12 protein-coding genes are annotated in these 12,644 nt (G+C 68.3%); 11 read left to right on the plus strand and 1 reads right to left on the minus strand.

All coding sequences use genetic code 11. The features are described 5' to 3' along the window. Nucleotides 1-23: 23 nt before the first annotated feature. Together pepN and O4H32_RS12190 are read left to right on the plus strand one after the other, a co-directional pair. A complete protein-coding gene (pepN, locus tag O4H32_RS12185) occupies nt 24-2,726 on the plus strand; it encodes an aminopeptidase N (RefSeq protein WP_269359530.1) in 2,703 nt (900 codons plus the stop codon). A gap of 164 nt (nt 2,727-2,890) precedes the next feature. Then, nucleotides 2,891-3,901: a class 1 fructose-bisphosphatase gene (locus tag O4H32_RS12190; RefSeq protein ID WP_269359532.1), complete on the plus strand. Its 1,011-nt coding sequence runs from the start codon at nt 2,891-2,893 to the stop codon at nt 3,899-3,901. Here O4H32_RS12190 and O4H32_RS12195 read toward each other — a convergent pair whose 3' ends face one another. Beyond that, nucleotides 3,902-4,897, minus strand: coding sequence for a quinone oxidoreductase family protein (locus O4H32_RS12195; protein WP_269359565.1), 996 nt, complete (start codon nt 4,895-4,897; stop codon nt 3,902-3,904). A gap of 52 nt (nt 4,898-4,949) precedes the next feature. Here O4H32_RS12195 and O4H32_RS12200 point away from each other — a divergent pair, with 52 nt between their 5' ends. From O4H32_RS12200 to O4H32_RS12240, 9 genes are all read left to right on the plus strand, one after another. Beyond that, nucleotides 4,950-5,807 carry a DMT family transporter gene (locus tag O4H32_RS12200; RefSeq protein ID WP_269359534.1) on the plus strand — a complete coding sequence of 286 codons (858 nt, stop codon included), beginning with the start codon at nt 4,950-4,952 and terminating at the stop codon, nt 5,805-5,807. A gap of 61 nt (nt 5,808-5,868) precedes the next feature. Then, nucleotides 5,869-6,600, plus strand: coding sequence for a YebC/PmpR family DNA-binding transcriptional regulator (locus O4H32_RS12205; protein ID WP_269359536.1), 732 nt, complete (start codon nt 5,869-5,871; stop codon nt 6,598-6,600). Then, complete coding sequence (gene purD, locus O4H32_RS12210) at nt 6,597-7,895, plus strand: phosphoribosylamine--glycine ligase (RefSeq protein WP_269359538.1); 1,299 nt, start codon at nt 6,597-6,599, stop codon at nt 7,893-7,895. Before O4H32_RS12205 ends, purD begins: the two co-directional genes overlap by 4 nt. A 24-nt stretch (nt 7,896-7,919) precedes the next feature. Then, complete coding sequence (hemF, locus tag O4H32_RS12215; protein ID WP_269359540.1) at nt 7,920-8,822, plus strand: oxygen-dependent coproporphyrinogen oxidase; 903 nt, start codon at nt 7,920-7,922, stop codon at nt 8,820-8,822. Beyond that, nucleotides 8,813-9,418 carry a nicotinate (nicotinamide) nucleotide adenylyltransferase gene (gene nadD, locus O4H32_RS12220; RefSeq protein ID WP_269359541.1) on the plus strand — a complete coding sequence of 202 codons (606 nt, stop codon included), beginning with the start codon at nt 8,813-8,815 and terminating at the stop codon, nt 9,416-9,418. Before hemF ends, nadD begins: the two co-directional genes overlap by 10 nt. After that, nucleotides 9,415-9,810 carry a ribosome silencing factor gene (gene rsfS, locus O4H32_RS12225; protein WP_269359543.1) on the plus strand — a complete coding sequence of 132 codons (396 nt, stop codon included), beginning with the start codon at nt 9,415-9,417 and terminating at the stop codon, nt 9,808-9,810. The genes nadD and rsfS overlap by 4 nt, the downstream gene beginning before the upstream one ends. After that, the gene (rlmH, locus tag O4H32_RS12230) at nt 9,807-10,277 is read left to right on the plus strand and encodes a 23S rRNA (pseudouridine(1915)-N(3))-methyltransferase RlmH (protein WP_269359545.1); all 471 of its coding nucleotides are present in this window, start codon (nt 9,807-9,809) and stop codon (nt 10,275-10,277) included. The genes rsfS and rlmH overlap by 4 nt, the downstream gene beginning before the upstream one ends. Nucleotides 10,278-10,289: 12 nt before the next feature. Beyond that, entirely contained in the window at nt 10,290-11,732 is a 1,443-nt protein-coding gene (pyk, locus tag O4H32_RS12235) for a pyruvate kinase (RefSeq protein WP_269359547.1), read from the plus strand. A gap of 44 nt (nt 11,733-11,776) precedes the next feature. Continuing rightward, nucleotides 11,777-12,403: a Maf family protein gene (locus O4H32_RS12240; RefSeq protein WP_269359550.1), complete on the plus strand. Its 627-nt coding sequence runs from the start codon at nt 11,777-11,779 to the stop codon at nt 12,401-12,403. Nucleotides 12,404-12,644 lie beyond the last annotated feature (241 nt).

Consider the following 12,644-nt stretch of genomic DNA (forward strand, 5'->3'; position numbering starts at 1 on the left):
AAACGTTTTTCGGAAACAGCCCCATGCGCACGGATACCGCCCCCACGATTTTCCGCCAGGACTACGCCCCCTACCCTTATCGGCTGCCCCAGGTCCGGCTGGAATTCGATCTGGCGGCGGATTCCACCCAGGTCCGTTCCGAACTGCGCTTCGAACCCGCCCCCGACACTGCACCGGGCACGCCGCTGGTGCTGCAGGGCGAGGATCTGGAACTGGTCGAAGTCCGCCTTGACGGCCGGCCGCTGAGCGCCGACGAATATCGGCTGGACGACGGCATACTCAGCCTGATTCCACCAGGGCACGGCAAGCCCTTCACCATCGGTATCGTCAGCCTGTGCCGCCCCGCCGAGAACACAACGCTGATGGGTCTCTACGTCTCGGGCGACAAGCTCTTCACCCAATGCGAGGCGCAAGGCTTCCGCCGCATCACCTGGTTCCCGGACCGGCCCGACGTGATGGCACGCTTCGAAGTCCTGCTGCGCGCCGATCCGGCCGCCTACCCGCAACTGCTGTCCAACGGCAACCTGATCGAACAGGCCGGCCTGCCGGACGGCCGCCACCAGGCCCTGTGGCGCGACCCCCATCCGAAGCCCTGCTACCTGTTCGCCCTGGTGGCCGGCGATTTCGACTGCATCGAGCGCACCGAAACCACCCGCAGCGGCCGCGAGGTGCTGTTGCAGGTCTACAGCGACAAGGGCTACCGGGAACAGACGCGCTGGGCGCTCGACTGCCTGGCGAACGCCCTGCGCTGGGACGAACGGCGTTTCGGCCTGGAGCTCGATCTGGACCGCTTCATGGTGGTCGCGGCGCGTGACTTCAACATGGGCGCGATGGAAAACAAAGGCCTGAACATCTTCAACGCCGCCTATGTGCTGGCCGATCCCGCCACCGCCACGGACGCCGCCTATCGCGGCATCGAGGCCGTGATAGGCCACGAATACTTCCACAACTGGACCGGCAACCGCGTGACCTGCCGCGACTGGTTCCAGCTCTCCTTGAAGGAAGGCCTGACGGTCTTTCGCGACCAGGAATTTTCCGCCGACATGCTGGCCGAAGGCCTGCCCCCCGCCGAGGCCGCCAGTGCCCGGGCCGTCAAGCGCATCGACGATGTGCACACCCTGCGGCTGGCGCAATTCCCGGAAGACGCCGGCCCCATGGCGCACCCCATCCGGCCGGACAGCTATCAGGAAATCGGCAATTTCTACACCGCCACGGTCTACGAAAAAGGCGCGGAAGTCATCCGCATGCAGCACACTCTGCTGGGTGAGGCGGGCTTTCGCGCGGGCATGGACGAATACTTCCGCCGGCATGACGGCCGGGCGGTCACCTGCGACGATTTCGTCGATGCCATGGAATCCGTCTATGCGCAACAGCACCCGGGCCAGGATTTCTCCGTCTTCCGGCGATGGTACGCCCAGGCCGGCACGCCGCGCGTGCGGGTGCGTTCGACCTACGATCCCGCCACCCGCGCCTGCCGCATCACGCTGGAACAGCACTGCGCGCCGGCGGGCCTGGAGGCCCGGCAATCCCCGCCGCCCGAAAAGCCCCCCCTGCACATTCCCGTCTCCATCGGCCTGATCGACGCGGAAGGCACCCCCATGCCCATTCCATGGGAAGGCGAACCCCGGGACACCATCGTCCTGGAACTGCGTGAAGCCAGCCGGACCTGGACTCTGGCGGACATCCCGCGTGCGCCCGTGCTGTCGCTCCTGCGGGGCTTCTCCGCGCCCGTCATCCTGGAAACCGACCGCTCGGAGGCCGATCTGGCCCTGCTGGCGCGCCGCGATCCGGACCCCTTCGCCCGCTGGGACGCCGTCCAGGAAACCGCCCATCGCCACCTGCAAGCCCGCATCGAGGCCGACCGCGACGGCGGCCCGGGGCCGGCGCCGGGTATGCTGCTGGACATCTGGCGCGCCGCGCTGGAAAACGAACAACTGTCGCCCGCCTATCGTGCGCGGCTGCTGGCATTGCCGGCCGTGCGCGAGGTCATCGACCGAGGCGAGCCCATGGATCCCCGGGCGGCCGTGGCGGCCTGGACCCATATCCGGAAAACCCTGGGCGCGCGGCTGGCCGATCCCTGGAGAGCCACCTATGACGACCTGGCCGACGACGGCGGCCCCTACTCGCCGGACCCGGTCGCGTCCGGTCGCCGCGCCCTGCGCAATCTGGCCCTGGACAATCTGCTGGCCGGACAGGCGCCGGACGCCGTCGAGCTGGCCCTGGCGCAATACCGCCAGGCGCGCAACATGACCGAAAGCCTGGGCGCGCTCACCGCTCTGCTGCAGCACGCCCCGCAGGCCGCCGCGGACCCGCTGGCCGACTTCCACGCGCGCTGGCGCGACAATCCGCTGGTGCTGGACCGGTGGTTCGGCGCCCAGGCCAGCGCGCCGGGCTGCACCGTGGCCGCCGTGCGCGCCCTGATGGCCCTGCCGGATTTCTCGTTGCGCAACCCCAACCGCGCACGCGCGGTCGTATTCCGCTTCTGCCTGGACAACCCCGGCAATCTGCACACTCCGGAAGGCTATGACTTCTGGGCCGAACAGGTGCTGGCGCTCGACGCCCTGAACCCGGAAGTCGCCGCGCGGCTGTCGCGCGCCTTCGACAACTGGGCGCGCCACGAACCCGTCGCCCGCGCCGGCATGCAGGCCGCCCTGCGCCGCGTGCTGGACGCGCCGGACCTGTCGCGCAACGTCCGCGAGATCGTCTCGAAAGCACTTGCCGCCTAGCATGCCTTTTTGGCCCGCGATGCGTGCTGACTTGGAGAGGTCCTCATGGCCCTCCACGTCAGGCGGGTCCGGGCGGCATGCGAGCCCCGAGATGGACGCCGACGGGTACGGCCCGCGCCAAGCGGCGCTACATTCACTGATTCCATTTTTTCCAAGGAACTGCCTTGAAATACAAGACCTTGACCCAGTATCTGGTCGAACAACAGCGCGAACACAAGGCCGTCTCGGCCGAAGTACGCCTGCTGATCGAAACCGTGTCGCGCGCCTGCAAGGCGATCAGCCACGCCGTCAGCAAGGGGGCGCTGGGCGGCGTGCTCGGCAGTCTGGGCACGGAGAACGTCCAGGGCGAAGTGCAGAAAAAACTCGATGTGCTGTCCAACGAAATCCTGCTGGAAGCCAATGAATGGGGCGGCAACCTCGCGGCCATGGCCTCCGAGGAAATGCAGACCATCCACCGCATCCCGAACCACTACCCCAAGGGCCAGAACCTGCTGCTGTTCGACCCCCTGGACGGCTCGTCGAACATCGACGTGAACGTGTCCATCGGCACGATCTTCTCCGTGCTGCAGGCGCCCGCCGAGGCCGCCGGACGGGAAATCTCCGAAGCAGACTTCCTGCAGCCGGGCACCCGCCAGGTCGCCGCCGGCTATGCCATCTACGGCCCGCAGACCATGCTGGTCCTGACCGTGGGCGCAGGCGTCATGGGCTTCACGCTGGATCGCGAAATGGGCTCCTGGCTGCTGACGCACGAAAACATCCGCCTGCCGGAACAGACGGCGGAATTCGCCATCAACATGTCCAACTTGCGGCACTGGGAAGCGCCCGTGCGCCGTTACATCGACGAATGCCTGCAGGGCGAGACCGGCCCCCTGGGCAAGAACTACAACATGCGCTGGATCGCGTCCATGGTGGCCGATGTGCACCGCATCCTGACGCGCGGCGGGGTATTCATGTACCCGCGCGACGCACGCGCCTCCGGCCGCAAGGGCAAGCTGCGCCTGATGTACGAGGCCAACCCCATGAGTTTCCTGGTCGAGCAGGCGGGCGGGCGCGCCATCGACGGCGCCGGCCGCATCCTCGACATCCAGCCCGACGCCCTGCACCAGCGCGTCGGCGTCATCCTGGGTTCACGCGAGGAAGTCGAACGCCTGCAACGCTACCACCAGGAAGCCTGATCAATCCAGGGTCAGCACCGTCGCGCCCGTCGTGCCGCGCGCATTCAGCGCTTCGTGCGCCCGCGCGGCGTCCGCCAGGGCGAAGCGCTGGCCGATGACGATGTCCAGCTTGCCGGCCGTCACCAGTTCGAACAGTTCGTCGGCGGCGGCCTGCATGGCCTGGGCGGTGGGCACGTGAGTGGCCAGCGTCGGCCGGGTGACGTACAGCGAACCCTTGGCCGCCAGCACGCCCAGGTTCACGCCCTCGACCGGCCCGGACGCGTTGCCGAAGCTGACCATCAGCCCCCGCGGCTGCAGACAGTCCAGCGAGATTTCCCAGGTGCTCTTGCCCACGCCGTCATAGACCACCGGGACCTTGCGGCCCTCGGTCAGTTCCTTGACACGCGCGACGATGTCTTCCCGGCTGGAGTCGATCACCTCCCAGGCGCCGTGGCGGCGCGCCAGCGCCGCCTTTTCCGGGGTGGACGCGGTGCCGATCAGGCGCACGCCCAGCGCCCTGGCCCACTGGCAGGCGATCAACCCGACGCCGCCCGCGGCGGCATGGAACAGGATCGTCTCGTTACCCTGCAGCCGGTAGGTCTGACGGAACAGGTACTGCACCGTCAGGCCCTTGAGCATCAGCGCGGCGGCCTGCTCGAAGCCCACGCTGTCGGGAATCCGGACAACCCGATCGGCCGGCACGTTGCGCAGGTCCGCGTAGGCGCCGATGGGGCTTTGCCCGTAGGCCACGCGATCGCCCGCGCGCAGATGGCGGACATCCGCCCCCGCCGACTCGACCACGCCGGAGGCCTCGAACCCCAGGCCGTGCGGCAGCGGATGCGCGTACAGCCCCGTGCGACAATAGATGTCGATGAAATTCAGGCCGACCGCCTTCTGGCGGATGCGGACTTCGTGCGGTGCGGGAGGCGGGACGTCGGCCTCTTCCAGCCGCATCAGTTCCGGACCGCCATGCCCATGCACACGGATCACCCGGGCCTTTTCCACTTTTTCCACGATGGACTCCTATGGCCCCGCCGGGCCGGACAGTTCGACATCGGATCAGACTAGCATGAATTCCCGCCAGGCCACGACGGCCATCCACATCACCGCCGTCCTGTTCGGGCTGACCGGCATCTTCGGAGAACTGATCCGGGCCGGCGCCATCCTCATCACGGCGGGCCGCGCCACGTTCGCCACCGCGACCTTGCTGCTGTTCATGGCCCGCGCCGGCCACCGGCCCACGCGGCCCGGCCGCCGCGCCCTGCCCGTGCTGCTGGCGGCCGGCGTCCTGCTCGCGATCCACTGGACGACGTTTTTCGTCGCTGTGAAAATCGGCGGCATCGCCATCGCCACCCTGGGCTTCGCAAGCTTCCCCGCCTTCATCACCCTGTTCGAGGGATTCCTTTTCCGGGAACGCACCCGGGCCTCCGAATGGGCCGTGGTCATCCTGGTGAGCGCCGGTCTGGCGCTGGTCACGCCGTCCTTCGATTTCGGCGACCAGGCCACCATCGGTCTGGGCTGGGCAGTGGCCTCGGGGCTGTCATTCGCCCTGTTCACCCTGGCCAACCGCAAGGCCGTCGGCCTGATGCCGGCCCGCGAACTGGCCTGCTGGGAGAACGGCGTCGTCGCCCTGCTGACCCTGCCCTGGTGTCTCACGGAATTCGCGGACCTGCGGATTCTCGACTGGGTCTGGCTGCTGATGCTCGGGGTATTTTGCACCGCCCTGTCCCACGCCCTGCTGGTCGCCAGCCTGGCCCGGCTGAAGGCCCGCACCGCGGGCATCGTGATCGCCCTCGAGCCGGTCTACGCCATCCTGTTCGCGGCCATCCTGTTCGCGCAGTACCCCCCGGCGCGCGCGCTGGCCGGAGGCGCCCTCATCATCGGGGCGATCGTCTGGTCGGGCCTGCGGCGCGCCGCCGCAGACTGATTCGGCCCGAGGCGTTAAAATCTAAGGTTCGTTGAACGCATCCTCTTGAACTCGACACATCATGGCCGGACACAGCAAATGGGCAAACATCCAGCACCGCAAAGGGCGTCAGGACGCCAAGCGCGGCAAGCTCTGGACGAAGATCATCCGTGAAATCACCGTGGCCGCCCGCGCCGGCGGTCCCGACCCCGATGCCAACCCCGCCCTGCGTCTGGCCTGGGACAAGGCCACGTCCGCCAACATGCCCAAGGACAACATCCTGCGCGCCATCCAGCGCGGAGCCGGTACCGAGGATGGCGCCAACTACGAGGATATCCGCTACGAGGGCTACGGCATCGGCGGCGCCGCCCTGATCATCGACTGCATGACCGACAACCGCCAGCGCACCGTATCCGAGGTCCGTCATACGCTGTCCAAGCACGGCGGCAACCTAGGCCAGGACGGCAGCGTGGTCTTCATGTTCAAGCATTGCGGCCAGTTCATCTTCGCTCCGGGCACCTCTGAAGAACACGTCATGGACGTCGCCCTGGACAATGGCGCCGACGACGTCCAGACCGACGAGGAAGGCGTGATCGAGGTCACCTGCGAACCCGGCGACTACGCCACCCTGAAACAGGCCTTCGACGCCGCCGGCCTGCAGGCCGAGATCCACGGCGTGGTCATGAAAGCCCTGTCCAAGGTCCAGCTCGCCGGCGAGGACGCCGAGCGGATGCAAAAGATCATCGACCTCCTGGAAGACCTGGACGACGTCCAGGAAGTCTTCACCACCGCCGTCCTGGACGAGACCGAATGAAACTGCTCGTCATCGGCTCCGGCGGCCGTGAACACGCGCTGGCCTGGCGGCTGTCGCAGTCGCCCCGGGTGCACAAGGTCTACGTGGCGCCGGGCAACGGCGGCACCGACCGCGCCCCCACGCTGGAAAACCTCCCGCTCCAGGACACCGGCGCCCTGATCGAATTCGTCCGCCGGGAAAAGATCGCCTTCACCGTCGTCGGCCCCGAAGCACCGCTGGCCGCCGGCATCGTGGATGCCTTCCGCGCCGCCGGGCTGCGCATCTTCGGCCCCACGCGGGCCGCCGCGCAGCTGGAAAGCTCGAAGGACTACGCCAAGGCCTTCATGGTGCGCCACGACATCCCGACCGCCGCGTACGCCACCTTCACCGACGCCGCCGAGGCCCGCGCCTACATCCGCGCCCAGGGCGCGCCCATCGTCGTCAAGGCCGACGGCCTGGCCGCCGGCAAAGGGGTGGTCGTGGCCCAGAAACTGGACGAGGCCCTGGCCGCCGTCGACCACATGCTGGGTGAAAACGGCGCTTTCGGCGCGGCCGGCGCCCGCGTAGTCGTCGAGGAATTCCTCGACGGCGAGGAAGCCAGCTTCATCGTCATGTGCGACGGCCAGCACGTCCTGCCCCTGGCCACCAGCCAGGACCACAAGCGACTGCTGGACGGCGACACAGGCCCCAACACCGGCGGCATGGGCGCCTATTCGCCCGCCCCCCTCGTCACGCCCGCCCTGCACAACCGGGTCATGCGTGAAATCATCCAGCCCGCGGTTCAGGGCATGGCGCGCGACGGCATCCCCTACACCGGCTTTCTGTACGCCGGCCTGATGATCGGCCCCGGCCCCGACGCCAGCCGCAGCCTGAAGGTCCTGGAGTTCAACTGCCGTCTGGGCGACCCGGAAACCCAGCCCATCATGCTGCGCGTGAAAAGCGACTTTTCCGAGACCCTCGAACACGCCCTGGACGGTACGCTGGACCAGGCCGAGATCGATTGGGACAGGCGCACCGCCGTGGGCGTGGTGCTGGCTGCGGCCGGCTATCCGGACGCCCCCCGCAAGGGCGACCCGATCACCGCGCTGGCGCCGGACACCGCCGACTGCGTCACCTTCCACGCCGGCACCGTGACCGACAACGGCACGCTGCGCACCAGCGGCGGGCGAGTCCTGTGCGTGACCGCGCTGGCCGACTCCATCCGCCGCGCCCAACAGGCCGCCTACGACGCCGTCAACCAGACCCAGTTCGAAGGCCGCCAGTTCCGCCGCGACATCGGCTGGCGCGCGCTGGCCGCCGGCAAGCGGCACGACTGACCCTCAGTGCGAGCAGACTCCGACATGCATGTCCCCGTTTCCCTGGTCCACGACACGTTTGCCGATCTCCAGGACCGCATCGTCCGGTCCCTTGAAGACCTCGAAGGCTCCGCCTTCGGCCGCGACCCCTGGACACGTCCGGAAGGCGGTGGCGGCCTGGCCCGCTATTGCGAAAATGGCGCAGTCTTCGAGCGGGCCGGCGTGCTGTTCAGCCACGTGCGCGGCGATACGCTGCCTCCTTCGGCCAGCGCCCACAGGCCCGAGCTGGCCGGGCGCGGCTGGGAAGCCATGGGCGTGTCCATGGTGCTGCATCCGCGCAACCCGCATGTGCCGACCACGCACATGAACGTGCGCCTGTTCGTGGCGCACGGCAAGGGCGGCGACACCGACGTCTTCTGGTTCGGCGGCGGTCTGGACCTGACCCCCTACTATCCGGTGGAAGCCGACGCGCGTCACTTTCACCAGGTGTGCCACGACGCGGTCGCTCCGTTCGGGGACGACAAGTACCCCCGCTACAAGGCCTGGTGCGACGACTACTTCCTGCTGCGCCACCGGGGCGAGACCCGCGGCGTCGGCGGCCTGTTCTTCGACGACCTGAACACACCGGATTTCGATACCTGCTTCGCCCTGACCCGGGCCGTGGGCAACTGCTTCATTCCGGCCTATGCGCCCATCGTCCAGGCACGCCGCGACACGCCCTATGGTGAACGCGAACGCGCCTTCCAGGCCTACCGGCGCGGCCGTTACGTCGAATTCAACCTGGTCTACGACCGGGGCACGCTGTTCGGCCTGCAATCGGGCGGCCGCACTGAATCCATCCTGTTGTCCATGCCGCCCGTCGCCCAATGGCGCTACGACTGGACGCCCGAGCCCGGATCGCCCGAGTCGGCCCTGGCCGACTATCTGCGGCCGCGCGCATGGCTGTGACGCCCCAGGTCGGCCTGCTGGGCGGCAGTTTCGATCCGGTCCACCGGGTCCACGTCGCTTTGGCGCAGGCCGCCCGGGACGCCCTGGGTCTGGAATACGTCGAACTGCTGCCGGCCGCGCGTCCCTGGCAGCGCGGCCGCCTGGGCGCCGCGCCGGAACACCGGCTGCGGATGCTGGAACTGGCCTGCGCCGACGTTCCCGGCTTGCGTGTCAACCCGATCGAACTGCGGCGCGCAGGCGACACCTACACCATCGACACCCTCGCCGCCTTGCCCGCGGCAGCCCGCTACACCTGGATACTGGGCTCCGACCAACTGGCCAATTTCTGCACCTGGCGCCGCTGGCGCGAGTTGCTGCGGCATGTCCGGCTCGCGGTCGCCGAGCGCCCCGGGTCTTCCGTCGCACCGCCGCCCGAACTGGCGGCCGCCCTGGAACCCGGCGGGCTGGTCCGCATCCCCTTCACCCCGCAGCCGGTTTCCGCCACCGCGATCCGACAGGCCTTGGCGGCCGGACGGCCCGTCGACGCCATGCTGGACCCGCGCGTGCTGGACTACATCCGCGCCCACCGGCTCTACCTGGACCCCGAGACCCCATGAATCTGCAAAAACAGCAACGCCTCGTCATCGACGCCCTGGAAGACGCCAAGGCCAAGGACATCAAGGTCTTCAACACCACGGGCCTGACCGGTCTGTTCGACCGCGTCATCATCGCCAGCGGCACTTCCAACCGTCAGACCCGCGCCATCGCCAGCCATGTGGCAGAACAGGCCAAGAAAAACGGCCTGGAGATCGTCGCCTACGAAGGCGAGGATACCGGCGAATGGCTGTTGGTCGACCTGGGCGACATCGTAGTGCACTGCATGCAGCCCGCCATCCGCGCCTACTACAACCTGGAGGAAATCTGGGGGGCCAAGCCGGTGCGTGTGCGGCTGCTGCCCACCGGTCCCGCCCAGCCCGGCGCACCAGCCGACTTCGACGAGGACGAATGAAGCTCCTGGTCTACGCCGTCGGTACCCGCATGCCCTCCTGGGTCCAGGCGGCCTGGCAGGACTTCGCCAAACGCATGCCCCGCGACTGTCCCCTGGAACTGCGCGAAATCCGACCCGAGCCCCGCGCCAGCGGCAAGACCGCGCAGCAACTGATGCATGCCGAGGCCCAGCGCATCGAGGCGGCCCTGCCCGCGCAAGCCTGGCGCGTCGTACTGGACGAGCACGGCCGCGATCTGACGACACGGGATCTCGCCGGCCACCTTGAAACCTGGCGCGCCAGCGGCGACGATATCGTCTTCATTGTCGGGGGGCCCGACGGCCTGGACCCAGCCCTGAAACAGACCGCCCGCCAGACCCTGCGCCTGTCCTCGCTGACCCTGCCCCACCCCATGGTCCGCATCCTGCTGGCCGAACAGCTTTACCGGGCCTGGACCATTCTGGCGGGGCACCCCTATCACCGCGCCTGAGGAGCATCCGACATGACCGCCCGCCGCCGCACCAAGATCGTTGCCACGCTGGGACCCTCGACCTCCAGCCCCGAGCGCATCGAAGCCCTGATCCTGGCGGGCCTGGACGTGGCCCGGCTGAATTTCTCTCACGGCAAGCCCGAAGACCATCGCGAAAGGGTTCGCCTGGTCCGCGAGATCACCGCCCGCCACGACCGCCACATCGCCCTCATGGGTGATCTCCAGGGACCCAAGATCCGTATCGGCCGCTTCGAGGCCGGTTCCGTGACACTGCGCCCGGACGCCCCCTTCACCCTGTCCACCCGGCATCCGCAAAACGCGGGCACCGACAAGATCGTGGGGATCGAGTATCCACCGCTGGTCAAGGACTGCGCCCCGGGCGACGAACTGCTGCTGGACGACGGCCGGGTGATCCTGCGGGTCGAGTCCGTCGACGAGAACGCCGTCCACACCCGGGTCGAGGTCGGCGGGCCGCTGTCCAACAACAAGGGCATCAACCGGCGCGGCGGCGGCATCTCGGCGCCCAGTCTGACCGACAAGGATCGACAGGACATCCGGCTGGCCGCCGAACTCGAACTGGACTACGTGGCGGTGTCCTTCCCCCGCGCGGGAGCCGACATCGAACAGGCACGCCAACTGGTGCGCGAGGCCGGCAGCCCCGCCTGGATCATCGCCAAGATCGAGCGCGCAGAGGCCGTGGCCGATGACGCCGCACTGGACGACCTGACCCGCGCCAGCGACGGCGTGATGGTGGCCCGGGGCGACCTGGGCGTGGAAATCGGCGACGCCCGGCTCGTCGGCATCCAGAAACGCATCATCCAGCATGCCCGCACCCAGAACAAACTGGTGATCACCGCCACCCAGATGATGGAATCCATGATCACCAGCCCCATCCCGACCCGTGCCGAGGTCTCCGACGTCGCCAACGCCGTGCTCGACCACACCGACGCCGTCATGCTGTCGGCCGAATCGGCCTCCGGCCAATACCCCGTCGAGGCCGTCCAGGCCATGGCCCGGATCTGCCTGGGCGCCGAACAGGAACCCACCACCATCCGGTCCCACCACCGCCTGGGCGAAACTTTTTCGCGCTGCGACGAGACCATCGCCCTGGCCTGCATGTACGCCGCCAACCACTTTCCCGGCATCAAGGCCATCATCAGCCTCACCGAAAGCGGCCACACACCGCTCATCATGTCGCGCATCCGTTCGGGCGTGCCCATCTACTGCTACACGCGGCATCCCGCCACCCAACGCCGCGCCGCACTGTTCCGCGGCGTCTACACGGTGCCTTTCGACGCCGCGACATTGCCACCCGCCGAGGTCAGCGAAACCGCCATCGACATCCTGCGCCGCAGGGGTCTGTTGCAGACGGGCGACTGGATCATTCTGACCAAGGGCGACTTTTACAGCGACAGCGGCGGCACCAACGGCATGAAGATCCTGCGCGTGGGCTAAACACCGATCCTGCCCCTTCTTCCAGTCAACCCGACCCCGCCATCATGCCGCCTTTCATCCTGCTGGCCTCCGCCAGCCCCCGCCGCCACGAGATCCTGGATCAACTGGCCATCCCTCACGGCATCCTGCGCGTGCCCTCACCGGAGGGCGAGGACGAGCCCCGGCTGCCGGGCGAGCCGGCCGCCGCCTACGTCCGCCGCACCGCGCGCGAAAAGGCCGAGCGTGCCGTCTCCTGGCTCGCCTCGGGCGCGCGGCCCGACCCCCTGCCCGACGCCTGGCCTGCGGACTGGCAGGACGCCCCCATCCTGTGCGCCGACACCACCGTCATCCTGGAAGACGATATCCTGGGCAAGCCACGGGATGCGGCCGACGCAGCCGACATGCTGCGCCGCCTGTCCGGCCGCTCACACGAAGTCCATACCGCCGTGACCCTGGCATGCCGGGGAAGCCTCCATGAGGCAGTCAGCATCAGCACGGTACGCTTCCAGACGTTGACCGAAGCCGACATCGCGGACTACGTCGCCGGCGGCGAGCCCTTCGGCAAAGCGGGCGGCTATGCCATCCAGGGCCGAGCGGCCGCTTTCATCGCGCACCTGGAGGGCAGCCACAGCGGCGTCATGGGACTGCCTGCTCACGAGACCGTCAGGCTGCTGACCCGGTGCCCGGCCTGACCATGCCCGCATCCGGCGACCGGACATCGCTCAGGCGCCACGCCTGAAGGTGATCGCAAGCGGCCGCCTGACGGCGGCCGCTTGTTTGCGCGTGCTGCTGTCGGCCGCTCAGCCGAGGAGCCTGGGCAGCCAAAGGCTGACGGCCGGGACGTAGGTGATGAAGACCAGATAGGTCAGCAGCAGGAGCAGCCAGGGCAGCGCGGCGCGCACGACCTGTCCGATGCTCATTTTGGTGATGCCG

This window comes from Castellaniella denitrificans, assembly GCF_027214045.1.
Lineage (GTDB): Bacteria > Pseudomonadota > Gammaproteobacteria > Burkholderiales > Burkholderiaceae_B > Castellaniella > Castellaniella denitrificans_A.